The sequence below is a fragment of the Candidatus Korarchaeota archaeon NZ13-K genome (assembly GCA_003344655.1).
Lineage (GTDB): Archaea > Korarchaeota > Korarchaeia > Korarchaeales > Korarchaeaceae > Korarchaeum.
In genome coordinates this window covers 1-24,454 of record MAIU01000013.1, presented here as the reverse complement: position 1 = coordinate 24,454, position 24,454 = coordinate 1, and the positions used below count along the sequence as shown (strand labels likewise).

The 24,454-nt window shown below is 53.8% G+C and carries 30 protein-coding genes; 16 read left to right on the top strand and 14 right to left on the bottom strand.

Annotated elements, in window-relative coordinates:
- A partial coding sequence (locus BA066_02960; protein ID RDD53748.1) for a GMP synthase (glutamine-hydrolyzing) occupies positions 1–164 on the top strand: 164 nt, incomplete at its 5' end.
- Between the two features lie 2 nt (positions 165–166).
- On the opposite strand, the gene BA066_02955 is transcribed toward BA066_02960, so the two are convergent.
- The 3 genes from BA066_02955 to BA066_02945 form a co-directional block, all read right to left on the bottom strand.
- Positions 167–490, bottom strand: a complete 324-nt coding sequence (locus BA066_02955) for a stress response translation initiation inhibitor YciH (protein ID RDD53747.1) — start codon at positions 488–490, stop codon at positions 167–169.
- 353 nt (positions 491–843) lie between these two features.
- Positions 844–1,251, bottom strand: a complete 408-nt coding sequence (locus BA066_02950; GenBank protein ID RDD53746.1) for a hypothetical protein — start codon at positions 1,249–1,251, stop codon at positions 844–846.
- Between the two features lie 110 nt (positions 1,252–1,361).
- Positions 1,362–1,562: a ribbon-helix-helix protein, CopG family gene (locus BA066_02945; protein RDD53745.1), complete on the bottom strand. Its 201-nt coding sequence runs from the start codon at positions 1,560–1,562 to the stop codon at positions 1,362–1,364.
- Positions 1,563–1,707: 145 nt separating this feature from the next.
- Here BA066_02945 and BA066_02940 point away from each other — a divergent pair, with 145 nt between their 5' ends.
- Positions 1,708–1,944: an Lrp/AsnC family transcriptional regulator gene (locus BA066_02940; GenBank protein ID RDD53744.1), complete on the top strand. Its 237-nt coding sequence runs from the start codon at positions 1,708–1,710 to the stop codon at positions 1,942–1,944.
- A gap of 2 nt (positions 1,945–1,946) precedes the next feature.
- Positions 1,947–2,438, top strand: a complete 492-nt coding sequence (locus tag BA066_02935) for a DUF367 family protein (protein ID RDD53750.1) — start codon at positions 1,947–1,949, stop codon at positions 2,436–2,438.
- On the opposite strand, the gene BA066_02930 is transcribed toward BA066_02935, so the two are convergent.
- The gene (locus BA066_02930) at positions 2,430–3,443 is read right to left on the bottom strand and encodes a prephenate dehydratase (GenBank protein ID RDD53743.1); all 1,014 of its coding nucleotides are present in this window, start codon (positions 3,441–3,443) and stop codon (positions 2,430–2,432) included. The two genes, BA066_02935 and BA066_02930, sit on opposite strands and share 9 nt — an antisense overlap.
- Between BA066_02930 and BA066_02925 the strand changes: the two genes are divergently transcribed.
- The 3 genes from BA066_02925 (at position 3,442) to BA066_02915 (ending at position 6,644) form a co-directional block, all read left to right on the top strand.
- A complete protein-coding gene (locus tag BA066_02925) occupies positions 3,442–4,350 on the top strand; it encodes a hypothetical protein (protein ID RDD53742.1) in 909 nt (302 codons plus the stop codon). The two genes, BA066_02930 and BA066_02925, sit on opposite strands and share 2 nt — an antisense overlap.
- A 409-nt stretch (positions 4,351–4,759) precedes the next feature.
- A complete protein-coding gene (locus BA066_02920; GenBank protein RDD53741.1) occupies positions 4,760–4,984 on the top strand; it encodes a histone in 225 nt (74 codons plus the stop codon).
- Positions 4,985–5,201: 217 nt separating this feature from the next.
- Complete coding sequence (locus BA066_02915) at positions 5,202–6,644, top strand: CoA-binding protein (protein RDD53749.1); 1,443 nt, start codon at positions 5,202–5,204, stop codon at positions 6,642–6,644.
- On the opposite strand, the gene BA066_02910 is transcribed toward BA066_02915, so the two are convergent.
- The 3 genes from BA066_02910 to BA066_02900 are packed head-to-tail and all read right to left on the bottom strand — an operon-like array spanning position 6,592 to position 11,173.
- Positions 6,592–9,075, bottom strand: a complete 2,484-nt coding sequence (locus tag BA066_02910) for a hypothetical protein (protein RDD53740.1) — start codon at positions 9,073–9,075, stop codon at positions 6,592–6,594. The two genes, BA066_02915 and BA066_02910, sit on opposite strands and share 53 nt — an antisense overlap.
- Positions 9,076–9,117: 42 nt before the next feature.
- Positions 9,118–10,254 carry an ABC transporter permease gene (locus BA066_02905; GenBank protein RDD53739.1) on the bottom strand — a complete coding sequence of 379 codons (1,137 nt, stop codon included), beginning with the start codon at positions 10,252–10,254 and terminating at the stop codon, positions 9,118–9,120.
- Entirely contained in the window at positions 10,223–11,173 is a 951-nt protein-coding gene (locus BA066_02900) for an ABC transporter ATP-binding protein (protein RDD53738.1), read from the bottom strand. The genes BA066_02905 and BA066_02900 overlap by 32 nt, the downstream gene beginning before the upstream one ends.
- Before the next feature lie 124 nt (positions 11,174–11,297).
- Here BA066_02900 and BA066_02895 point away from each other — a divergent pair, with 124 nt between their 5' ends.
- The 3 genes from BA066_02895 (at position 11,298) to BA066_02885 (ending at position 13,486) form a co-directional block, all read left to right on the top strand.
- Entirely contained in the window at positions 11,298–11,621 is a 324-nt protein-coding gene (locus BA066_02895) for a hypothetical protein (GenBank protein RDD53737.1), read from the top strand.
- Positions 11,622–11,853: 232 nt separating this feature from the next.
- Positions 11,854–12,273, top strand: coding sequence for a hypothetical protein (locus tag BA066_02890; GenBank protein RDD53736.1), 420 nt, complete (start codon positions 11,854–11,856; stop codon positions 12,271–12,273).
- Entirely contained in the window at positions 12,266–13,486 is a 1,221-nt protein-coding gene (locus BA066_02885; GenBank protein ID RDD53735.1) for a hypothetical protein, read from the top strand. The genes BA066_02890 and BA066_02885 overlap by 8 nt, the downstream gene beginning before the upstream one ends.
- On the opposite strand, the gene BA066_02880 is transcribed toward BA066_02885, so the two are convergent.
- Positions 13,470–14,606: a geranylgeranyl reductase family protein gene (locus BA066_02880; GenBank protein RDD53734.1), complete on the bottom strand. Its 1,137-nt coding sequence runs from the start codon at positions 14,604–14,606 to the stop codon at positions 13,470–13,472. The genes BA066_02885 and BA066_02880 overlap by 17 nt on opposite strands.
- Positions 14,607–14,834: 228 nt before the next feature.
- Between BA066_02880 and BA066_02875 the strand changes: the two genes are divergently transcribed.
- A complete protein-coding gene (locus BA066_02875) occupies positions 14,835–15,335 on the top strand; it encodes an adenosine monophosphate-protein transferase (GenBank protein ID RDD53733.1) in 501 nt (166 codons plus the stop codon).
- 17 nt (positions 15,336–15,352) lie between these two features.
- Here the strand turns inward: BA066_02875 and BA066_02870 are convergent, their stop codons facing one another.
- On the bottom strand, positions 15,353–16,012 hold the full coding sequence (locus tag BA066_02870; GenBank protein ID RDD53732.1) for a hypothetical protein: 660 nt from the start codon (positions 16,010–16,012) through the stop codon (positions 15,353–15,355).
- A gap of 1 nt (position 16,013) precedes the next feature.
- Entirely contained in the window at positions 16,014–17,228 is a 1,215-nt protein-coding gene (locus BA066_02865) for a hypothetical protein (protein ID RDD53731.1), read from the bottom strand.
- An 88-nt stretch (positions 17,229–17,316) separates the two neighbouring features.
- On the opposite strand from BA066_02865, the gene BA066_02860 reads away from it, so the two are divergent.
- Both BA066_02860 and BA066_02855 read left to right on the top strand, forming a co-directional pair.
- Entirely contained in the window at positions 17,317–18,186 is an 870-nt protein-coding gene (locus tag BA066_02860; protein RDD53730.1) for an ABC transporter ATP-binding protein, read from the top strand.
- Positions 18,161–19,465: an ABC transporter permease gene (locus BA066_02855; GenBank protein RDD53729.1), complete on the top strand. Its 1,305-nt coding sequence runs from the start codon at positions 18,161–18,163 to the stop codon at positions 19,463–19,465. Before BA066_02860 ends, BA066_02855 begins: the two co-directional genes overlap by 26 nt.
- On the opposite strand, the gene BA066_02850 is transcribed toward BA066_02855, so the two are convergent.
- Genes BA066_02850 through BA066_02840 form a run of 3 tightly spaced genes read right to left on the bottom strand, consistent with a single transcriptional unit; the run spans position 19,433 to position 21,556 of the window.
- Positions 19,433–19,927 (bottom strand): NUDIX hydrolase, encoded by a 495-nt coding sequence (locus tag BA066_02850; GenBank protein ID RDD53728.1) that lies wholly within the window; start codon positions 19,925–19,927, stop codon positions 19,433–19,435. The genes BA066_02855 and BA066_02850 overlap by 33 nt on opposite strands.
- A gap of 14 nt (positions 19,928–19,941) precedes the next feature.
- Entirely contained in the window at positions 19,942–20,352 is a 411-nt protein-coding gene (locus BA066_02845; protein ID RDD53727.1) for a hypothetical protein, read from the bottom strand.
- A gap of 1 nt (position 20,353) precedes the next feature.
- Positions 20,354–21,556 (bottom strand): DUF1512 domain-containing protein, encoded by a 1,203-nt coding sequence (locus BA066_02840; protein RDD53726.1) that lies wholly within the window; start codon positions 21,554–21,556, stop codon positions 20,354–20,356.
- A gap of 92 nt (positions 21,557–21,648) precedes the next feature.
- Between BA066_02840 and BA066_02835 the strand changes: the two genes are divergently transcribed.
- Together BA066_02835 and BA066_02830 are read left to right on the top strand one after the other, a co-directional pair.
- A complete protein-coding gene (locus BA066_02835) occupies positions 21,649–22,293 on the top strand; it encodes an HAD family hydrolase (protein ID RDD53725.1) in 645 nt (214 codons plus the stop codon).
- A gap of 9 nt (positions 22,294–22,302) precedes the next feature.
- Positions 22,303–23,094, top strand: coding sequence for an ArsR family transcriptional regulator (locus tag BA066_02830; protein RDD53724.1), 792 nt, complete (start codon positions 22,303–22,305; stop codon positions 23,092–23,094).
- A 29-nt stretch (positions 23,095–23,123) separates the two neighbouring features.
- On the opposite strand, the gene BA066_02825 is transcribed toward BA066_02830, so the two are convergent.
- Entirely contained in the window at positions 23,124–23,381 is a 258-nt protein-coding gene (locus BA066_02825; protein RDD53723.1) for a hypothetical protein, read from the bottom strand.
- A gap of 78 nt (positions 23,382–23,459) precedes the next feature.
- Here BA066_02825 and BA066_02820 point away from each other — a divergent pair, with 78 nt between their 5' ends.
- Together BA066_02820 and BA066_02815 are read left to right on the top strand one after the other, a co-directional pair.
- Complete coding sequence (locus tag BA066_02820) at positions 23,460–23,843, top strand: hypothetical protein (GenBank protein RDD53722.1); 384 nt, start codon at positions 23,460–23,462, stop codon at positions 23,841–23,843.
- Between the two features lie 40 nt (positions 23,844–23,883).
- Positions 23,884–24,402: a macro domain-containing protein gene (locus BA066_02815; protein RDD53721.1), complete on the top strand. Its 519-nt coding sequence runs from the start codon at positions 23,884–23,886 to the stop codon at positions 24,400–24,402.
- The last annotated feature ends 52 nt before the right edge of the window (positions 24,403–24,454 follow it).

The following is a 24,454-nucleotide window of genomic DNA, read 5'->3' as shown; positions in this document are numbered from 1 at the left end:
CCGTGAGGGTGGTGGAGAGCGAGGATGCCATGACGGCCGACTGGTTCGAGCTGGATCGGGAGGCTCTGGAAGAGCTCTCCAAGAGGATCTCAGCCATTCCCCAAGTGTCTATGGTAACGTATGCGATAACAACGAAGCCCCCAAGCACTATAGAACCCTGCTAGGGTCACTCCACCTCTATCTGCTCCTCCGGAATCCCCCACCTTTCCCTCAAGAGCTTAGCGACCTTGTACCTGTGATCCCCTTGAAGGAGTACGTAGCCGTCCTTGTATGTTCCACCGCAGGCCAATATCCGTTTGGTCTCCTTGAGGAAGTTCCATATGTTGTCATCTGATAGTGGCAGGTTCTCAATTATCGTGACGTCCTTACCCTTTCTCTTCTCATAGCGTATCTTCACGGGCTTTAGTTCCTTTTCGACCTCCTCCCAAGTGAATAACTCTACCGGGAGCCCCGTCACAGGATCTCTAATCCTCTCCTCGAACCCAACCATCCTGTGTGATTCCGCCGGGGGCCTTATATAAAAGTATTTGCCCGGAGCTAGAAGCTTCATCGCATCTCAGCCACCCTTAGGTTAACAGGCCCTACGGCACTGGACAGGTGCTCCCCTCAAGGCCTTCCGGTCCAGGTCACAAAAAGGCTTCGTTAGAGACATCACGCGTTCCTTATCCCCCTATTCGTGAGAGGGGATTCGGGGTTACCTTCATGACGGATCATCATGAGCGTGGATCTATCTCTCTGGCCGGCTATTCCATCGAGCGATCCAAGAGGCGGGCACTCAGTTCGGTGAAAATCTCTGAAGCAAATCTCATTGCGATGGAAAAGATTTTAAATCAGCTGAGAATTTTAGAAGAGACCTACTATGTTGCTGACCGAGTCCATCCACCACTTATTGTACTCCTCCCGCTTCCTCTCCAGATCCTCATCGCTGTAGAACTCGAAGCCGACGTCACCCCTGGCCCTGTAAACTTCCAACGTTTTGAGTTCCTCTACGTCCCACACCAATCCGATGAGCTGAGATTCAAGCCAGTTTAGCGGATCTACACCTGGAGGGGATCCTCTAGACGGCCAATCAACCCTTCCCTCGAATTTCACGTGAAACCTGCCCTCCTTCTCCCTGAAATCGAGCACCCTGATGCCTTCCGATTCCCTCTTTCCGGCATCAATATCTATCCCAAATTTCCTCATGAAGTTTACAAATTTATCTCTATTATCGAATACAAGTTCTCCTTTTACCTCTAATCCGGCCCCCATAGGCTCTGATGATGTCTCACAATAAAAACTTTGGGATCCATGCGTTCCATATGGGCTTGACCGGGGATTGAGGGGATCGGGATGATAGGTGAAATCAGGACGAGACCGGATCACTTCCTATAATCAGAGACCGCCTGGAAGATAAAATCCTCATATACGGATCTGACCCTCTCGGCGTTCTTGCTCCTTATGAAACCCAAGAGGGCCGCCCTTATCGCCTCCGACCTGCTCTTATAGTTACCCTCCAGCACGAGGGCATCTATCGCCTTTATCAGATTCTCGTCAATATTCACCACTATCTGTTGGGCCATGCATACCACCCGCTCCTAGGTGCGGTCAGCTTATTTAAGCTGGTATTGCGATCATGTGAAACGTCGATAGACTAACTACGCGGTCGTCCATGGGATACCAAATCATTTATTAAGAAGGGCTCCACTTAATCGGATCAGTGGTGGTATGCTCGAAGCGTTCATAGCCGTCAGTGTTAGACCCTCCAGCACCACCGATCTTAAGAGATCATTCTCGGCCAATGAAAAGATAAAGGAGGTGTTTTACGTAACCGGGGAGTTTGATTTTCTGATGAAAGTGGAAGCAGCCAACACGTTCGAGCTGGCTAAGATAATAGAGGGCCTCAGGAGCCAGGAGGGTGTCGAGAACACGGTAACTTTCATAGTGCTGGAGAAGTTGAAGTGAGCATCAGGGTCTACGTGCTGAGGCTGGAGCAGGATGATCCCAGGAGGGCAACGGGAGCAAAACTCCTCAGGCTGAAGTTAGCGGAGAGATACAGGCCCTCCAGAGGATCCATAGTGCTGAACCCTCTCTCCATGAGGTACCTGTGCCCAAGGGACAGGAGCCTTGCTAGGGCCGTTGTGGCGGTGGATGCCTCTTGGAGGAGGATAGGTGAAGTTAGGTGGCCTCCTGGCATTCAGAGGAGACTTCCATTTCTCGTAGCTGCGAATCCAGTAAATTACGGTGTTCCTGAGTACCTATCAACGGTCGAGGCCATCGCCTCGGCATTGATTATACTAGGATATGAGGAGCTCGCGCTCAAGCTGCTCTACCCGTTCAACTGGGGGGCCGAGTTCCTCAGGTTGAATGAGGAAAGGCTAAGGGCTTATGCCAGCTCGAAGGATGAAGAGGAGGTCAGAGCCCTGAGTGAGAGGTTCAGGAGGGAGATCTTACTCTAATGCCATCCTCTTGTAACTTCCCAGCACCTTCACCCAGAGGCTCAGCTCTCCGAGCTCTCGAATAGCCTCTCTCACGGAATCATCCGAGATTGATCCCTCGAACTCGACGTAGAACGAGTAGTTCCATGGTTCGCCTTTGATCGGCCTGGATTCAAGCCAGAGCAGGTTTATGCCTCTCTTGGCGAACGCGCCCAATGCGCGCCAGAGCGCGCCGGGAACGTGCCTAGTCGCGAAAAAGGCGGCCGTCGTATCAGCATCCTCGCTCACCTCATCGCTCAAGGAGATCACGAAGAACCTAGTTATGTTCACCGGGATGTCTTGGATGTCCCTGGCTATCACCTCCAATCCGTATATTGAAGCAGCCCTTTCGCTGGCCACCGCGGCCAGCCTCCTATCATTGGCCTCGGCCACGAACCTCGCGGCGCCAGCGGTATCTGGGCTGGGGATGACAACCCACTTGTTCCTCCTCAAGAAGCTCTCGCACTGAGATATAGCCTCAGGATGAGAATATACCCGCTCTATATCGCTTAACTTCGCCCCTTTCACGCCGAGAAGGGCATGAGAAACCTTAACCTTCACCTCCCCGATTACCCTCACGTCCTCGGTGAGTAGCAGGTCTAGGGATTTCCTTATGCTACCGGTCGAGGAGTTCTCAACGGGTATCACACCGTAATCAGCCTCACCACATTTAACTGCATTGAAAACATCCTCGAGGTATTCCTTGCTGATCAGCTCGTATTTTTCGGAGAAGTACTGAATAACGGCCTCCTCGCTGTAGGATCCCCTCTCCCCCTGAATCGCGACCCTCACGGGTCCCCCCTTGAAATCGCTTTGAAAAACATTGCAGTTCCAGTAGAACTGCACTGCGTTGATATCTGCTGCCAGGCGAATATGGGGCAGGTTTATCTCCACCCCCACCGCGGAAATTGAGGGTGAATGCCTGAATCCAAGATTCTTCGGGAGGTCGGCGGGGAGCCTTGATACCTCCGGAGGGAATCGGAGCATGAATACCGTGCTGATGAGGGAGCTGGGAGTCTACTTAGAGAGGTCCTGTGGGGCCTTCAGGGTTTACGCAACGGAAACGCTCACGGACTTACCTGTCGAGGATCTTGGATTCTTTTCGCTCCATTTTCCAGCTTCTAGAATTTCTACTTTGGGCGCTGATCCCAAGCTCATCCTAGGCACCTTTTTATTGCCAAAAGATCGCTTCTCTGACCTTAAGATCGTCGAGGAGATGGAGGAGGAGGCTAAGAGGTATCGTTTGGAGAGCGCCGCTAGGGTTGCGGAGGCTAGGCTTGGAGAGGGACCCATCGCATCCGCGGTGATCGTGGGTGAGGCCCGGGACCTGATGCTTCCGGTGAACTTCAGAGCTGGAGATATTATCGCACTAATCGGAGTTCCAGGAGCTGATTTTCTCTATTTAATTGCCAGTAAAAGACCTGATCTTGTTGAGAAAGCAGATCTGGGTGATAATCTCTCCAAGTGGAAACGCTGCAGGTGGATGCTGACGTGCTTGGATGCGGCGAGAACGATACCCAGCGTGGCTAAAGTGAGCGGGATGATCTGCGTCGGAGAGAGCGGCATCCTGGGATCACTAACACTGCTTTCAAAGTTGTCTGGGATGGGATTCGTCATCTGGAGGGATCGAATAGAGTTTCCACCTGAACTCGTCGAAATAAGTCATCATATGGGCTTGGATCCCCTATCCGTTCCCAGCAGGGGCGCTGTCCTAGCGATACTACCTAAGGACTCACCGACAGATAAGATAGGTGAGATCCTAGATGCCCACGGCTACAGGATGAGTCTCATAGGATCGCTCAGGACCGGGGGCGGGAGGATCGTGGAGGATGGTCGCATAAGGGAGCTATCGCTGGATCCTCCAGATGCCAGACACCCATGCTCACGCTTTTAGTGCCAAGCGAAGCGATCCTGTCACGAAAAGACGAGCTAATAGATCTCTGGGCATGATACGCGAAAATCTGGTGTCAGATTCATCCTCATGAGATTTAGATTCATCAGCACGTCTCTATCACCATAAATCGTTGGGTAAATCCTCAATGCCCTTCGCCAGAGCAACCATCCCCCGTTGCTGGCCAGTGAGCTTCTCATATTCATACATTTTATCGGGGAAACGCGATTTAATCTGATTGCCCCCTCGCGACATATGAAATCTCTTATTTTCCCGAGATCCGGTTTATTAAATTTATTTGATTTTAAGGTAAATGGTATGCTCGACCGTTAAATATGGGGATTACTTTACAGGAGCGCGTAGTGGCAACGTGGGGGAAATATTTTTATTTAAGTTCTTCTTCCTTTTTCCTATGCCTAGGGCTAGGTATCTACCCCTCGCTCCCATTGGGAGGATAATAAGAGATGCCGGAGCGGAGAGAGTGAGCGATGCTGCTGTGGAGACATTAGAGCGATATATGGAGAAGTTCGCCCTTGAAGTAGGTAGGCAGGCCGTTAGTCTAGCCAAGCACGCCAACAGGAAGACCGTGTCCGGTGAAGACATAGATCTCGCTGTTAGAACTGTTTGGAAGGCTTGAGTGGAAGCTTTCCCCTCCGCCCCGACTCCGTTCTTCCTTTTTTTAGCGTCCTCATTGCCGCCTCCTCGTAAATTGGGCGGGTTCCCAAGTGGATCCACTTGCGCTGATTGTTTTCCATTAAGATTGCCTGAAGTTCGCTGCTATGATGACCGGAAGTGAGCTGAGTCCCGTGGGAATCTTCTTAATATTCCGGTCAGCCGGATTCTCGGTGATGCCCCTGACGCTGAAGGGCTTCTTCGAACCGAGTTCGATAGCGGTTGTGGGCGCATCTAGAACCCCTGGGAAGATAGGTTATGAGATCCTGAGGGTCCTAGTTGAGAATAGGAGGAGTGGTGTTTACAAGGGAGACCTCTACGCCGTGAATCCAAGATCGGATGAGATGATCCTCGGCGTACCCACCTATAGAAGCGTCCTAGAGATACCTGAATCCCCGGAGCTGGCCGTTGTGGTCACCCCCGCGCCTCAGACACCGCAGGTTGTGGAGGAATGCGGTGAGAAGGGGATTCGCAACGTAGTTGTGATAAGCGGAGGATTCGCTGAGGTGGGAGGGGAGGGGATCCTCCTCCAGAGGAGGCTAGGTGAGGTGAGGAGGAAGTACGGTATCAGGATAGTGGGTCCCAATTGCGTTGGGATAGTATCCCCCTCAACGGGCGTGGACACACTGTTTCTGCCCGTGGAGAAGGAGTTTCAGGACAGGATGTACGTGTCCTCACCCAGGCCCAAGCCGGGTAGCGTCGCCCTCAGCACGCAGTCCGGGGCATTCGGCGTCGCTTGCCTCGACTACATGTACGGCGAGGACATAGGGCTGTCGAAGTTCATAAGCTACGGTAATAAGATAGACGTGGATGAGGTCGACGTCATCAACTACCTCAAGGATGATCCGCAGACGAGCGTCATCCTCATCTACGCGGAGTCAATAGACAGAGGGAGAGAGTTCCTCGAGATCGCCAGGGAGGTCACAAAGAGGAAGCCCATAGTTGTGCTGAAAGCTGGAAGGACCAGCTCCGGTGCCAAGGCAGCCAGCTCGCATACAGCCGCGATCGCTGGGAGCGATTCCGTTTACGATGCGGCCTTCAAGCAGGCGGGTGTCATAAGGGTCTGGGACATGGAGGAGCTCTTCGATGTGGCCAAGGCTCTTTCCATGCAACCGCCGGCCGAGGGTGAAAGCATCGCGATACTGACGGACGGGGGTGGCGTCGGGGTGATGGCGGCCGATGAGTCGGAGGCCTCCGGACTGAAGCTGGCGGAGTTCTCTCCTAAAACTCTGGAGAAGCTCAGGGAACTACAGAGGGATGGCGTGATACCACCAATCGCCTCCCTGACGAATCCCGTGGACCTCACCGGAAGCGCGACCGATGACTCCTTCGTGGGCGCGCTGGAATCCATCCTTCAGGATCCGAACGTCTTCGGGGTCATAGTGCTGGCCCTTCATCACGTTCCGGGCGTGACTTCGCAGCTCCCTAAGAGGATAGCGGAGGTCTCGAGGGGATATGGGAAGCCCATAATAGCGATGGATGTGGGAACCTCTCAGTACGCCGTGGAGTTCAGGAGATCGTTTGAGAGGGAGGGGATACCAGCCTACCCGGAGCCCGAGAGGGCTGTGAAGGCTATGAGGGCTCTTGTTCACTATGGGATGGTGAGAAGAGCTTCGAGAGGCTGATCCTTCTCCTAAGGAGGAGAATCACTGAGAGGAGCGTCATGACTGCTGTGATGACTGCTATCGATGACGCGCCAATACCCTCCTCCTTTTGAAGGGATAATGTCGTCTTTATCGTTTGAGAGAGGCTCCTTCCCTCCTGCTTCCACTTCACCCTGATGTCCAGCGGGACCTCCAAAGGAGCCTGCTTATCTACATCCACTTCCATCACGGCCGATGCGTTGCTCCTGCCTGGAATGTCCCCAAGAGCCAGCGAAGTCGTTCCCGTCAGGTAGGGCGTTATGATCTCGATCACGACATCGCTGGCATCAGCTTTGGCCTCATTCCTCAGGACTAGGGACAGCCTGACCCCCCTATCACCGGGCCTGGGCTTGCCGGAAGCAATGAACTCCACCAGCTTGAATCTGGCCTTCTCATCTATCTGTAATGGGAGCTCTGTCTCACCGTACTTCGAGACGAGCTTCAGATCGTACCTCCCGGGCTCGGCTCCCTCCTCCACGTCCAGCAGGAACCTGGCCTCCGCGGTCTGGCCGGGAGGTAGCGCGGGAATGAGAAAACTATCGGATCCGGAGTAGGAGGGCTTCACCGAGCTAGGAAGGGATGTTAAGTTCAACCTCAGGTCCTTGGCCACGTAGTTGCCCAGATTCGTTACCAAGACTATCAACTTGACGCTCGAATCTCCAGGGTAGAGGGGAGTCGGCACCGTCGATACATGGGCCACCTCCACCCTCGGCCGACCCGAGGCCTTCAGGCCGAGCGTGGTGATGTCCAGGTGCTCGATCCCAGCATCATCCAAGTAGCTCAATCTCGCTATGAGCTGAACGGCCCCGTAGACCTGGGGGGAGATGTACACCGTGAAGTTCCTCACGGCATACTCTCCCCTGTCGAGCGCATCTATGTAAGCCCTCCCGGTGCCGACAACCGAGCCCACCTCGGGTGACGGAAAGACCAGCTCTATCCTCAGATCCTTAGCAATTCCACCCTCGTTCCTCACCTTGATGGAGAGCTCGGTGGCCTCATCGGTCTCGATCTCAGAGTTCAGCGGAATCAGCGTCAGGAGGGGCTGCTTGGGGGGCTCCGTTATGAAGGATAGCGGGATCATCTGGCTCCTGACTGAGTCGTGCTCATCCAAGTAATTCAGCTCTAGGGTCAGGATGAGGCTCCCGTAGCTGACGTTCGCTGCATATAACAGTATTGATACCCCCTTAGCATCCCCGGGCCCCAGGTCTCCGAGGTCAAACCCGGTCTCGGAGAGTAGAGCCAGATCCTTAGATGGAACCAAGTTCGCTCTAACTCTCCTAGCAATCTCTTGCCCCTCGTTCTTGAGAATGATCCCCACTGGCTCTGGAACCCCGGGTTTGAGCACCCTAGTATCAGATAGGGCCACCAGATAGGGTCCGGGTGGGACCCTCACGTAGAAGCCCAGTGTGGATGACGACGTCCTCCGCTCGCCCCCGGAGTCAAGCCATTCCAAGGTCGCCAGGACCTGAACCGGTCCTGACTCCAAGGAACTCAGGCTCAGGTTCACGGGGATTGAGATCATCCTACCCGGAGCCAGATCTCCCAGCTCGAAGCTGCTACCACCCATCACAGCCATTCCGGGTGGTGTTTGAAAGCTCAGGGTGGCTCTGTAAGCCCACTCTCCCCCTTCGTTCTCGACGTAAAATGAGACCGTGTTGATCCTCCCGGGATCCAGGTAATATTCCTTCGCTGAGACCCTCAGACCCTTGGGCCCCACCTCAGCCACGGCTAACGCCTGAGTGGTTGTGTACTGCCCACCAGCACCTACCTGAGCCCCCCAAGTCACTGTGGCTGTTATTGTCACGGCCTCATCGACGTTGTCCCCCACGTAGATCTGAAAAGGAACCTCTCTGCTCTCCATAGGGTTCATGATCCCCAAATCCAGCGGAGAGGTCACCTGCACCCCCACCGTGGTGGGCGTGAGGGACACCATGACGTTCCTGGCCACACCATCCCCAAGATTGATCACGCGCAGGTACACGGTGGCGGGCCATCCGGGCCTCACGCCACCTGAGATATCGCACCTGAGCTTCGGTGCCCCCTGCACCGTGACGAACAACGGGATTACCTGGATATGAGGCGCACCATCGGCCCTGAAGCTCAACAGAAGCTCGGCCCTGTAATGGGATGCGTAAGCGTTGGAGGGCACGCTGACGTTGAATCTGAGGTGAAGTGACTGGTTCCTGAAGAGGGATCCTGGGTAGGATGAGGAGGTCGTGTAAGTTGAGCCGACGAAATCATATATCGTTAGGGTGGCTTGAAGGTCGCTCAGAACACCAGCGTAAATGCTGCCCAGCTCGATTATGAAGGTGTTGTTCGTCCCCAGGATCACGGTCATTCCTTCCCAGTAGGAATCCTTGAGGACCAGCTCGGGTGCCCCTGACACCTGGACACCGGAGATCCCAATCCTCAATGCCGCGAGCAAAGCCACAACTTTAACTAAGCTTTCCCTCAATTAGGTCACCTCCAACCTGAGGAACCTCAGGGAGATTAGGAGAAATACCAATGAGAACATGAGGATCACCACCAGACTATCTGCCACCATCAGGAAACTCCACCCCTTGAGTGACACATCCCTGAAGGCCCTTATGAAGTAGTACATTGGTATGAAGGACGCTATCGTCTTGGCCTCCGGACCGAGTATCTCGACTGGGATGAGCATCCCACTGAACAGCATGCTTGGGATGAACGTGAATATGCTCGCTTGATAGGCTTGAAGCTGATTCTTGGAGAATACGGAGATTAGGAGGCCCATGCTGAGAGAGCTGAGGAGAAACACTATGGATACAACGGTCATGTCGATCAGAGATCCCCTGAGCCTCACATCGAAGAGCAGGATCGCGGTCATCAGGCTTAATATGCTGTCAGATATCGTTGCGATGAAGTATGCCACCAGCTTCCCGAAGACTATGTCGAATGGTCTCACCGGTGTCATTATGAACTGCTCAAAGGTTCCCTTCTCCCTCTCCCTGCAGATCGACACCGAGATAAGGCTCGTCGGGACCATCTGGAGGATCAACGCCATGAGTGTTGGTATGAAGCTCTCTATCTTCTCTACCCTTGGTCCGTAGACGGTGTAGAACATGGGTTGTATCGCGAACGTACCGAAGGTCGATGCGGCCCATCCCTGATACTGCTGGGTCACCACCCCGACCGCCTGCATTATCGCCTGGGCCACCGTCGGATTGCTGGCATCATAGTATAGCTCCACTCTAGTGGCCCTACCCATCATCAGATCCTCCGTGAATCCCTCAGGGATTATCAAGCTTGCATAAACCTCACCGGAGTAAACTGAGGAGAAGCCCTGCCCCTTTGACTTGTAAATAGCCCTTATCTCGAAGAGCTTCGAGTTCTTGAGCTCCTGGATGAACTTCTGGGAGCCATCACCCCCATCAAGATCAACAATAGTTATTGGATACTTCCCCGAGCCCTTCCCCCCGTACCCTATCCCGAAGAGTATGGTCACCATTATGGGCATCATGAGCACCATGGCTACGGTCTTCGGATCCCTGATCAGCTGAATCAACTCCTTCCTGATTATTGTCAGCATTTTTTGTAATTCATAGCGATACTCCGCCATCTCTCTCACCATCCATGATCCTTATGAAAGCCTCTTCCAGGCTGATGGGTATCGGGGTCACCGACCTCACCTTGATCCCGTGGGCCTCGGCCCTCCTGAGTAGCTCAGGGATGAAACTGCTCGAGTCCTCCACTAGGAGCAGGTATCTTCCACCATCATCCTCTAGGATCTCCCTGAGGCCGATTATCTCATCCAAATTCAGGTTCCCGTCCACCCGAATCTCCACTAAGTCTCCACCCATGGCCCTCCTCTTTATCTCCTGAGGCGTGCCCACCGTTAGGACCCTTCCCCTTCCCATGAGGGCGAGTCTGTCGCAGTTCTCAGCCTCATCCATGTAGTGAGTGGTCACCAGTATCGTCTTTCCCTCCCTATTGAGCTCCTTAAAGTACTCCCAGAATCTCCTCCTGAGGGGAGGGTCCACCCCTGCCGTCGGCTCGTCCAATATGAGCAGATCTGGATCGTGAACTAGGGCCACAGCTAGGCTCAGCCTCTGCTTCATTCCCCCGCTCAGTTTACCAGCCAGCCTCCCCCTGAAATCCCTCAGAATGAACTTCTCCATCAACTCGTTAACCCTCTCGTTCAGTTGCTGTCCAGAAAGTCCTTGGAGAGCTCCGTAAAGCCTCAGATTCTCCTCGACCGTCAGGTCCTCGTACAGGCTGAACTTCTGGGGCATATAGCCTATCCTCCTGAGCGCCTTCTCCCTCTCCCTTGAGACGTCTACCCCGAAGACCCTAACGTGACCTTCAGTGGGCCGGATGGTTCCAGTTATCATCCTTATAGTGGTCGTCTTGCCCGCACCGTTGGGCCCGAGTAGGCCGAAATTCTCGCCTCTTCTTATCTCTAAGTTCACATGATCGACAGCAATGAAGCTCCCAAACTTCTTCGTCAGATCCCTCGTCTCAACGGCAATCTCCAATTCTAACTCGAGCAAAGCCCTCCCCTCTACTTACCCACCTGTTCATTCCATTATATGGAATAAAAGTTTGACTATCGCCCGCCCGCGCGGCGCTCAGAAGTGACCACTCCCCTTTTATCTCCCGCGAACCACGTTAGCCATGGTGGGATGCATGAGCGAGGGAGCAGATGAGAAGGGTGAGGTGGAGGAGCTCAGAGAGCTGTTCTCCGTGCTGGGCAGGGAGGTCCCCAACCTAGTGAGAGGTCTCATAGATCCATTGAAGGAGCTCCTGAACATCATTTATGATCCGGAGAAGACCAGGGAGAGAGCCAAGGCGATAGCTTCTTTCTACAGGGAGCTCAAGGATCAGGGAATACCGGATTCCATGATAATCGAGTTGATGAGGGAGAACTTCGTCAACCCGATCAGCTTGCTGAAGAGCGTCCTTGCAGAACGCGGGAAGGAAGAGGAGGAGGATGAATGAGTCCCCTTAGGGGCCTCATTTCATGGGGCAGGATCCTCCTCAGGCTGGGCAGCCTCATTCTGTCCCTCCTCAGGGTCTCGTTGACGTTCCTCTTTCTGGCCCTCAGGTATCACTTTAAACACAGGAGAGCTTATAGAATAGCGATAAATGAATTCAGGAGAGCTGGTATTGATCCTCAAACGGCTAGGGAGTTAGCTGAACTCGTTTCGCCCAAGTTAGGGGGGCTGTCGCGGTGGATGAGATTGAGGAGATCAGGAAGATGTTCCGCATGTTGATGGAGAGGATGGATAAGCTGGAATCCAGATATGAAGAGGATAGAAGGATCATAGAGACTTACAAGTCTCTTTTGAATGTTTATGCCTTAATATTAGGTAGGATAGCCAATTTGGAGAGATTAGCTCGCTTATTTTCCAGCGATCTGGATAGGGCGATAGTTAAGGTCCTCTCCGATGGCGAGCCCAGGAACATATCGGAGATCACATTCGAGGTCAAGAGGCTGAGGGGGAAGGCCTCCCGGAGGATCATAGCTGAGAGGCTGAGATCTTTGAGTCAGAGGGGCATCTTAGAGAGGGTCGAGGGTAAGGGAAAGGTTTATCGCTTGAAACAGGGTCTCCTGAGGGAGGGATTTGACCAAGGGATAGGAGGTGCTTAGGGTAAGCGCTCAAACTTGCGTCAAGTGCAAGGGTGGCAGGCTGCTCTGCGGCCTGGCCAAGTGTCCCATAATTGAGAGACTCAAGCTCAGCGTATCCATCCCGCAGGAAAGGATCATCGAGGGATTCACACCCCCCTCCTCACTCGTGAGTGAGAGAGGCTACCCTCGCATTCTTGTCGGTCCCATGGTTTCTCAGAGGGAGATAGAAGTTCCCGAGGATCCAAGATACTGGATTTCCAAGGACCTGAGCTATTTGATAGCCAGGTTCTCCTCCCAGATTTACGCGCACTTCAAATCCCATGTGAGGAAGGTGGATGACCCCAGAATAGAGGAGATGAGGTTCTCCCTGATGAGCCAGCTCCCCGTGGGTATGAGCCTGGAGCTCGCAAGGCCCCCAAAGCCCAGGGTTTCCTTTGACGGCGTTCTCACCCCAATAGGACCATCGGCCCCCGTTGAGAGGCTGAGGCTAACGGAGAATCCTAAGATCCCCGGAAGCTTGGAGAGGGCATTTTATGATACCGACGCTAAGGTGTCTGTCATCGTTTGGGAGTCGTACAGGAGGGGGATCGACGTATACCCCCTGTCCAAGATGCTCTCGCTGGGTGGTCTAGGGGAGAGAGCTAGGAGGAAATTGGTTCCTAACAGATGGTCCATAACGGCGATCGACTCCATCGTAGGTGATCATCTGAGGGAGGAGGTCCTCGGATTCAGCATATACTCAGGGGATGTGCTTCTCTTCAGGAGCAGTTATGAGGGAAACGATTACTTTATTCTGATCGCTCCAGGACCTTATATGCTCGAGATAGTTGAGATTTGGATGCCCAGAGGGATATGGACCATCGGCAGCGAGAGACCGGTGTTCCTCGTGAATCGGGAGTTCGGCAGCAGCGGACTCGAGCACATGGACGGCGGGCACTACGCCATGAGGCTGGCGATCCTAGAGAGGCTCTTCGCCATGAGGAGGCAGGCTGCCGTCATCTCTTTAAGGAGGATAGGTCCAGAGTACTACGCTCCGGTCGGTGTCTGGCAGGTCAGGGAGGGTGTTAGGAAGGCGCTCAGCTCTGAACCCCTCAGGTTTCCTGAGCTGGTCGATGCGATGACCTACCTTGGAAGGTCGCTCAACCTGAACATGAATGATCTGCTGAAGCTCATGAATCTGCCCAATCTCCTGAGGAGATGGGTATCCCTCGAGGGCTTCATATCCGGGACATGATCCTTCTTAGCATCGCCCTCGGGATCCTGAGCAAGCTCCAAGTCCAGAACTCCCTGAAGTCGAGCTTCCCTATGGAGGTCAGCATGTACCTCCTGGCTATCTCCGGATATGATGCGAAAATCTTGAAGAAGAAACCCATCCGAGGGACTATCACGTCTCTCGCCCTTCTCTTCAATTTCAGCTCTTCAAGCACGCTTTTCATCCTGAGATAGTAGGTAGCATCCGGATTTTCATGTCCCAGCGATTCTATACATTCATAGGCACTCCTGAAGGCATAATACAATCCCTCTCCGGTCAGCGGATCCGCCAATCCAGCGGCGTCGCCCACCAGAAGAATCCTCCCTTTAGCTATCGGTTGACCGTGACCCCCGGTGGGTATTATCCAAGCCGCCAACCTCCTGACTTTGTAGAGCTTTGAGAATCTATCGAATGCCTCCACGATCTCCCTCGATCTCAGGACCAGACCCCCAACCCCAGCGTTAGAATCCCTCTCCCTGGGGAAGATCCACCCGTAGCCCAGGGGAGAGGCATCCACTATGAAGGTCAGCTCATCGTGGAGGGGAGCTCTGCCCTCTATGGCAAATATTACATCTCTATCGCTCCAACAGCCCCTGATGCCCGATGATGTCGCCGTCAGTGAGTAGGCGCCGTCAGCTCCTATCACGTATCTAGCCCTGATCCCCATCCCCTCTAATTCCACTTCATCCCCCCTCTGGATGACCTCCCTCACCCTGAGCCTTTTGAACTCCGCCCCCTGACCCAGGGCCTCATCCAAGAGCTCCTTATCAAACTTCTCCCTTTCCACGGTCGCCACTGCAAACTCACCCGAGTCGGAGCTGACCCTCACCTCCTCACCGAACCCCCTTATGAGCACCTCCCTGTGGTAGGACTCAAAGGACTTCATGGAGATGCCCAGGCCTCTGAGGAGGTCGTAGGCCCTCCAGGTCACCCCCCCTCCGCACACTTTATGCCTCGGAAATTCTCTCATGTCCACGATGAGCGTCTTATATCCCTTTTTAGCTGAGAGGTATGCCGATACGGAGCCCGAGGGTCCCGCGCCCACCACGACGACGTCCCACATCGGGGCCCATTTGGGGCTCAGGAAATAATATCTTTCCATGATGCTAAAGCGCTATTAGGCCGAAGTCACGGCACAAAATCTGTTATAGCGCAGACGAGGGGAAACCACTGACTCATCCAGGCTTCCGCTAGCTTTTGAGATCTCACCATCACCTCCTCCACAGATGGTGGATCCTCTAGTGAGACCTTGGTGGCATGACCGGCGCGCTGAACACTCATTTTTAAGGAGGACCGGCTGGGGATATCAAGGGATCGGGAGGTAACCCCTATGGAGCTCAAGCTCGAGGTTGTGGATGTCACTCCCCCCGAGAATTGCAACATAATAATAGCTACCTCCCACTTCATCAAAACTGTTGAAGACGTTTACGAGGCCTTGGCGGACTCCTGCTCATGCATAAAATTTGGTCTGGCCTTCTGCGAGTCCTCAGGTCCTAGGTTGGTGAGGAAGGCTGGCAACGATGAAGAGCTCATCGAGGCAGCCGTCGAGAGGGCGCTCAGGATAGGGGCCGGTCACAGTCTCGTCATAGTGATCAGAGATGCCTGGCCCGTGAACGTGCTGCCCAGGCTGAAGCAGCTCCCGGAGATAGCTACGATCCACGCAGCGACCGCGAACCCCTTGAAGGTCATAGTGGCTGAGTACGGGGATGGAAGGGGGATCCTAGGAGTGATAGATGGCGGCAAGCCTCTGGGCGTTGAGGGAAAGGAGGAAATCAAGGAGAGGATGGAGTTCCTTAGGAGGATAGGATACAAGCATCCCTTACCCGAGTGATCCCAATAAAATTTTTCTCATCTCGCGGATCGCTCCCACTTCACCCCCGAAGCACCTCTCCTCACGTACTCATGCTTAGCTAATACGCTGGCCGCCGCCACGGACGAGTACCTCATGTCAGCGTTACTTTCCACGATTATCTGAGGTCCCTCTATCCGGGAGAGAGCTTCCCTCAGCTTCCTCTCATCGAAGGAGTCCACTATTATCCTGCAAGCATCAGCGGCCTTCATCACCTCCTCTATCACCTCGAGATGCCAGAGGGCGAGCAGCTCATTGAGGTTACCCTTTCTCCAGACCTCCTTGAGCCCCTCGGGAGGTATGACCTTGATACTGTAAGAGATCGAGGAACTCCTCACCAGGCTCGCGAGCTCATCCAGCCTGGCCTTGGGCAGGGACTTCGACTCCAAGAGGCCCCTGGCCCTTAACATCTTTCTTCGCGAGCCGTCCAAGGCCACAGCAGCGACCACTATGGGACCCGTGAGCTCCCCCTTCCCGGCCTCATCGGATCCTATCTCAACGCAATCGTCCTCGATCAGGATGCTCTCAATGAATTCAGATAAACCCTCATGGTAGACGACCTTCCCGCTCCTGTAGAGTATCCCGACGCATCCATTGATGGCGAACCTGAGCTCCTCCCAGGGATTCTTGGGAGGTAGCAGCTCGGCCATCCTGCTCACTTCATCCCTCAGTTTCTTTAACTCTTCCCCTCTTAAGAATGTACTTAGCTGCCGCAACGATGATCACCAGGGAGATCACGGCTAATATCATCACATTAGCTCCACCCTCCTCGATGACGTTCAGTTCATAGACACTTTTCTCAGTTGAGTTAACGGTCCTGGGGTACTCTTGAGTCCAGACAGCCCACACGGTGAGGTTCCACTTACCCGAGTTCTCCGGAGTGAACGTGAGGTTGCTGATGGCATACGCCCCCGGGGCCAGATTCCCCAATCTCTTCGACTGATGATCCTCCCCCAACTGAGCATGGACCTCGACGTCCATCGCATCGAAGGACGATGGATTTATCAGGACAACCCTCACCTCAACTGGCTTTCCTTTGTAAACCTCCTTAGGTACCTCCACCTTATCCACCTCCACCCTCGAGGGCTTGATCACCTTGTAGGAGTAGTCCACGCGAGTTGAGTACCTCCTACCGAAGGCATCGTATTCGACGGTCACGCTCACCCTCTGTTCCCCACCCGGAGCGCTTTGAGGCACTTCTATCGGAAACTGGGCATCCATCACAGTCCCATACGGCCAGTACTCCCTGGTCTCATGATAGAGGATCCCCCTGACGGAATCCTCCACTTTGACCACCACATTCCTCATGTCCGCTGGATAAAGGGGTGGAGCTGTCAGAACCCTCAGGGAGGCCTTCAGGATAGCTGGAGGAATTATCTCGGTTTTACTTAGATTCAGGAAGACCATAGGTTCCCAGTAGTGCACATTCACCTGTTTAGAACCAACGACCTCATACCTCCTCAGCTCCCCTCCTTCCCTGACGATTATGTAACCGCTGGCCCCTAAACTCCTCAGCCCGCTCTCCTGCGGGGGCACCCATACTTGGAAGGCGATATGCGCCACGGAGGCTCCCACCCCCCTGTAGAAGGCCGTGCTGCCGTTCCATACCACTTCAATATCCTTTCCCTCCATCGTTATTCCGCTCGCCTTGTAGGGGCTCACCTTCCATCCCTGAGGAGCTATCACGGTGAGCATGAATTCCACTATCGGCTTATCCTTGACTGTGGTGATGTTGTAGAACGCGTAGAAAATATCTCCGGCCAGCACATCGGTTCTCGAAACACCTAATAGAGCCACCTGCCCCTCAACGGGGCTGAGAGTGAGAGCGGATGCGGCCAGCAGCATCAGGAGGATTGATGCGTTGAGCGACCTCATCCCGGTCCCCTGAAATCCTCCTATATAATTTTGAGGCTCCTCTCCCAGCTGGTCCCAACGAGCTCGACCCCCGACGGAGGCCAGTCGGATGTGGCATCGTCACCGCTCAGGGAAACGGGGATCGCATTGCCTTTTGACGTCGAGCCATCTGGATCCTAGGGCTCTAGAGGAAGGAGATTTTTTAAGCCGACGTTCAGGGGATTGTCGGATGGTCATGCCAGCCGTCGAAGTAATGGACCTGAGGAAGAGCTTCGGGGAGGTTAGGGCTGTTGATGGCGTCACATTCGACGTGGAGGAGGGCTCAGTCTTCGGCCTACTCGGTCCCAACGGTGCTGGGAAGACCACGACGCTGAGGATGATATACGGGGTGCTGAGGCCCGACCAAGGCAGGGTCAGGGTGATGGGAGTGGACGTTTGGAGGGATCTAAGGAGGGCGAGGGGCCTGATGGGCGTCATGCCGGAGGATACCGGCGTCTACCCCAGGCTCACTGTTGAGGAAAACTTGATATATTTTGGTAAAATGAGAGGAATGAATCCTTCCAAATTAAAAGAAAGAATAAATTATCTATTAGATATTCTGGGACTTAAGGAAAAGAGATTCACTATAGCCGATAAGCTCTCGAAGGGACAGAGGCAGAAGGTCGCGTTCGCGAGGGCCATCCTCAGCGAGCCCCCCGTGCTGATACTTGATGAGCCCACCTTGGGCGTGGATGTCATGAGCGCCAGGGAGATCAGGGGCATGATAAAGGATTACGCCAGCTCAGGTAAGACGGTGATCCTCTCAACCCATAACATGTGGGAGGCCGAGAGGCTTTGCAGCCATATAGGGATAATAAGTGAAGGGAAGATGAGGTACGTCGGTAAAAGGGAGGATCTGGAGAGCCTGACCGGCAGGAGGGAATTCGAGGAGATATTCCTGAGACTGGTGAGAGGTGAGGTCATTGAGAAGGTTTCTTAAGGGATCATCGGGCGTCGTTAGGTTCACTAGAGGACTTGGTCAGGCTGGTTATGAAATTCCAGGAAGAGGATGGATCGTAGTAGCATGGAAGGAGCTCCTGGAGTCTCTTAGGGACAGGAGAACCCTGCTAAATGTTGTGATACTTCCCATGATACTGATGCCCATCGTGATATCACTCCCCACGCTGGTGCTCAGTCCCAAGACAGTGCCTCCGAAGGTGATGGTGGTGATATGCGATGAAGGGGCCAGGGAGATAGGTGGCTATCTCTCCTACATATCCGACAGGGCGGATATCATAATGAGGACTGGCTGCGAAACCCGGAGCAATTACACGGAGATGATACTCAACGGGGAGATAGATCTCCTAGTCGAGATACCGGAGGGATTCTCAAAGAACCTGAGCGAGGGTAGAAGCTCCCAGATCCTCTACTACTACGATCCTCTGAGCGCGAAGTCATCTTTGGCTATGGGACTCCTGAGCGAACCCATAAACTCCTATTCTAGGAAGATACTGCTGGAGAGGCTCAGGAAGGTTAACCTTACGGTGGACTACGTCAACCCCGTGCAGACAGTAGCCAAGCAGGTCACCAGGTCCGGAAGGGAGGTGGGGGTGGGGGAGAGCATAGCCGCCATGATAATTCCTATGATGGTTGGCCTCATAGCGGTAACGGGAGCCGGAACGTTCGCGGTGGACATGGTGGCGGGAGAGAGGGAGAGGAGAACTTTAGAGGCCCTGTTCACGAATCCCATCAGCAAGATCGAGATACTGACCGGGAAATTCGCTGCGCTAATAGTGCTCTCAATAATAAGCGGACTGTCCACTCTCCTCTCAGCGATGCTCGGAATAAGCATTTCCCTGAGCTTCTCCATGGCCGAGGTCTCCGCGCAGGAGACTCAGCTCGTCATAAGCCCGTCTAACCTCGTTCAGGCGGTGATCGGGATACTCCTCACGGTGATCCTCGGGGGACTAACCGGGAACGCCGTGCTGGTCACGGCCTCTTCCTTCGCGAAAACATTCAAGGAAGCTGAACAGTACGTAGGAGCTCTTGTCTTCGTTCTGATAATTCCAATGGTTGCGGTACCTTATTCCCCTGCATCCATGCATCCCCTGCTCAGGCTTCTCCCGGTCACCAGCCTCGCCATGTTCGCGAGGGACATGATATTGGGGGGCGACCCACTCGCCATAGCGGTGTCACTCGCATCATCAGTGGCGTACCTGATAATGTTCCTCCTGATGAGTGCCAGACTATTCGGAAGGGAGTCCGTGCTCTTCGGATGAGTTTTTCCCCTTATCTCCTTCTAGGCACCTTTCAATTAACCTTTTAGCAGCCAGAACCATTATGTAAGCACCCTTCATGCTCTCCTCCCTCAGCTCCATCTCCCTGATCTCCTCCACAGTGAACCATCCCCAACCGTCGTGCTCCTCATCCCTTATCTTGGGCTCGAAGTCCTCAACCAAGAGCGAGTAAAGGGGTATTATGAACTCCACCCCCATGTCAGGGTAAAGGAAGCCGAAGGTATCGACCGGGATGACGGATAACGGGCTCACCCTCATTCCGGTCTCCTCCATAAGCTCCCTGATTGCCCCTTTTCTCGGTGACTCGCCGAACTTAAGGCTCCCCCCTGGGATCTCCCACTTCCCGCCGTTCCTCTTACTCCTAGCCCTTCTCAGCAGCAGTACTTTCCCCTCCCTGTTGAAGACGACTACGCAAGGGACCACGTGTATCTTTACGCCCTTCAAACGAGTTCACCGTATCAGAACCTCTTCTCCTTCCCCTTAGGAGTCCTCGAGTATATCGCCGCTATGGACGGTGAGCGCTGGCACTTCGGGCACCTGTCATCCTCAGATAGCTTCCCGACGTAATCACCCTCCCTGAACTCCCTCACCATCTTCTCCCCGCAGCTCTCGCAATAGAGCTCCGTTAGGACCTCAAAAGCCTCCTCTTTGAAGGACATCCTCGCTCTGAACATATCATATCCCACTCTAGCCGCTATCCCCAGCCCTGCGATGCCCATTATTATGTTCAGTATCGACTCCCCCGTGCTCTGGTTAAGGCCACTTATCCCCATATAGAGGAAAACTATTGATATTATCAATATTCCAGCTAAAGAGAGAGTCCATATCACGTAAAACCCATAAGGAGCTTTCCTCTTTTCCTCGGGCACCTCACGCACCCCCTAACCTGTTACCTATACCCATGGTGTTTCCTATGCCCGCCACTATCACGTAATCCCCGGGCATGGTCTTCGAGGCTATTATCCTCCTAACCCTCTCGATCACATCATCAGCGGATCTTGCTATCTCCTCATTCATGCTGGTTATGGCATCCAGTTGATCCTCCTTTATGGCGATGGCGTGGAGAGGTATCCCGTACTTGGTAGCCACCTCCTCTATCTTATACTTCTCAGGTCCGGGATCCCCTATTGCCGCTCCTATTCCCTCAGCTATCTCCGCGGTGGGCTCTCCCTCCAGTTTTGAGGCAGCATCTATCGTAACTATGAGGGCCACCTTACCCTCCCTTCCCTCGACCACCCTCTCTATGGCTAGGCCCGGCCTCCCGACCTCCGATCCCGGACCCTTCGCTTTTATGACCATGACCCTCCTGCCCTCCACCTCCACCTCAGCGCCCACTACGTTCTCCGCAATCTCCAGCGGCTCCGCGTTTCCTATGAGCTTGAGTGCCACTAGAGGACCTATACCATCGCCTATCGGTATCCCTAGCCTAAAAGCATCACCAGCCTTCCAATAAGCCTTGGCTATCCTCATTATCTCCGGGAGGAGCATCTGTATCTGCGCTATGTATATCAGGTTCTGGGTCTTCCTCCCCAAGATGAAATAATGCCTTATTATCCTGTAGATCATGTCCAGCGTGAGGGCCCCCGCCATCTGATCCCTCAGGTTGGACCTCTTCCACTCATCAGCAGCGGGAGCCATGTCCATCATTATCGCATTGAGGTGATTTCTCATGACATTGAGGAGATGCTCCAGCCTTCTTATCGCCCCATAAGGGTCTAGTGTAACGGGCTCTATCAGGAAGAAGCCCTTCACCTTATTGAACGCGGCCCTGATCTCATCCTGGGATCTTCCATATTTGGAGGCCTCCTCGATGAACTTCCTGGCGGAGTCATTGCTGTACTCCTCCAGTTTGGAAAGGGCCCTGCTTATCTCGCTTATCCATATCTGCGCCTGCAACCTGTTCGCGTAGAACTGCATTATCATGATGAACATTATGAAGAATATCCATGAGAGCCAGTCACTTTGGCCCATTTGCATCATTGAGATCCTGAGACCTTCCCGCAAAGTACCTACCTCCTCGCCTAGGATCGCGCGAGCTCTCTTTAAAATGTTCCGCCCAAAGTGATGTTCCATAAAATGGAAGGAAGCGCGAGTGCATCGCTAAGGGCATAACCTTGAGAGCGATACACTTTTTATCTGGAATCTCCGGGATCGCCCGGTAGGAGATGAGGTTCCTCGCCTGCTTCGACATGGACGGAACGCTCATAGAGGTAACGAGCTCATGGGAATTCATACATAAAATACTTGGAACGGAGGAGATCTCCTCCTCTTACAGGAGGATGTACGAGAGGGGTGAGATAAGCTACAGCGAGTGGGCATCGCTTGACATCTCGGCGTGGAAGGGCAGAGACTTCTCCGAGGTGCTCAGGAGGATTGATGAGATAAGGATCACTGACAACGCCGAGGATTCAATAAGGATGCTCAAAGAACACGGTTTTATCGTGGGAGTTATAAGCTCAGGAGTCGACGTCGTAGCGTTCAAGGTATGTGAGAAGCTGGGGATGGACTTTTGCAGGAGTGCAAGGCTACTAATAGAGGGAAATGAGGTTAGGGGATTGATCGAAGATCTTCCACCTCACAGGAAGGGGGAGATCCTGAGGGGGATCGCTCTAGACTACGGCATACCTCTCAGCAGAGTAGCCTTCGTCGGGGATGGTGAGAGCGATCTCTCGGTCTTTGAGATGACCCTGGGTCTCAAGATAGCCTTCAGACCCAGATCCAAGAGGATAGTGGAGCTCTCGGATCACGTAGTTCACGATTTGCTTGAGGCATCCAGGCTCATACTGGAGTGGTCGAAAGCTACGAGATGATCCGAAGCTATGGAGTATGACTTAAATCTCGCGCTCGTGGTGTCCGCAGAGATGATGGAGTGGGAAGTCTTCACACTGGAGGACGAGAGACTAAGGATCCTAGGCCAGGAGATATCTAACGATATAGGAAGAAGTATCTTGGCTCTCCTCAAGGAGAAACCAATGAGTCCGAACGATCTATCCAAGGAGCTGGAGGTTCCGCTGACAACAATAATGTTCCATGTGGAGAAGCTCAGGGATGCCGGGCTGATAAGACCTCTACTCAAAATGGCCGGCAGGAGGGGACAGAAAACGCTCTATACCCTCACCTCCTCAGCCTTCATAATCCTCCCAACGTTTAACGTGGATAAGGAGAGATTTCTGGAGACCCTAAGGACTGCCATAGCAGTCCCTAGGGAGCTCATCTTGAGAGGTGCCATAGTGGGACTCCTGATAGGCGTGCTCATGCTCTCCCCCTGGTACCTCCTCACGGTAAGTTACTACAGCAGGGAGGCCTCCGGAGAGGGGCGCATATCGACTGAGAGCGCCCCAGTTAATGCTAGCATCAAAGCGGCTACAATGAACACGACAACGCAAACGGTCAAGGTTCCTAGAATCCCTAATGAGACGCAAGTCTCGATGGAAAAAGCGAGTTCAGAGGAGGTCCCATGGACACTAGCCTTCCTATTGATCGGAGTCTTGTCTTCCATGACATCTGCCGTGGCCGCGCTGTTGATCTCGAGGAGGTCCAGGAATTTCATGGGATATCGGGAAGAGAGAGCTAGCATGACACCTCCGGAGGATGAGCCGCCCGGCTCTTGACATCCTGGATTCCAGAGGAAAGCTAGGGACTAGCTCTGTAGGGGGTCCCCTTTACAGTGGACGGCCCCCTTGTATCTCCTCACGTAGTTAGGGCATCCCATGCAGATGAGGAAGCTGACCGTTTTTCCGATGACGGGACACTCCACGGCATCCTTGGAGAATTTCGAGATTATTTTATCACCATAGAGTTCCTTCATCTTGTCTTTGTACTCCCTGTCCACTTTGATAGCTCTGCTCTGCTTGATCACCTGCAGTTCGTATTTGTGATCGCTGCTCAGCGGTTCCACCCCCGGTCCTTGCTCTGAGCATGTTAGGTTAATAAAAATGACCGATCCTCACCCGGATGGGCTCACTCAGCCCGGTGGATCGGGAATTTCGGGCCGCGACTCGAAAAACTAAACTTAAAAGCATTCCTTCCAGACCCAAGTGAGGTCATATATGAGGGTGATCGCTTGAAGAGAAGGCTCCTGGATCTTCTAGCTTGTCCTTCCTGCCTGAGTTTCCCGCTGGAGCTCATAGTGGAGAGGGAGGTGGAGGAGGAAGGTCTACCTGAACGTCCGGATAGGCCGATCTGCGAGAAGTGGTGCGCACTCATCGGATCGCAGCCATCGAGCTCCAGTGATTGCGTCAGGTGCATGAGCCTGGAGGTACTGAGCGGGACCCTGCTCTGCAGGAACTGTGGTTCGAGGTTCGCTATAGAGGCCGGAGTGCCTAGAATGCTGAGGGTCGAGGAAATGAGATCGGGGTAAAGGTTAAGTTTACCTAGGCAGGAGCGGCGTTGGTGTGGACATGCCCAAGGTTATCTTGGTGCTGGGCGACATAACGGAGATCGAGGCCGATGCCATCGTGAACCCGGCCAATACTCTGCTGATAATGGGTGGAGGCGTTGCTGGGGCAATAAAGAGGAGAGGGGGTGAGGAGATAGAGAGGGAAGCCCTTAGAAAAGCTCCTGTGAGGATAGGGGAGGCTGTCGAGACCTCCGCCGGTAGGTTGAAGGCGAGGTACATCATTCATGCCCCCACCGTGGAAAGCCCGGGCGGTGCAAGCAGTCCTGAGTACGTTAGGGCTGCCGTCAGGGCCTCCATAAAGAGGGGGGTGGAGCTCGGGATCAGGAGCATAGCCTTCCCTGCCATGGGTGCGGGGGTGGGTGGAGTCCCCGTGGAGGAGTCCGTCAGGATAATACTGGAGGAGACATCCGCTTCCCCATTCGAGAAGGTTCTCGTAGTCACCAGAAGTAAGGAGGACTTCCTAGTATTCCAGAGGGTCGCCAGTGAGATGGGGGTTTCCTTCGAGCTCCTGGGATCTTGAGCCCGCCTCACAGTAATGTTAATATATTACCTCTGACGGTGTAAGGGGAGGC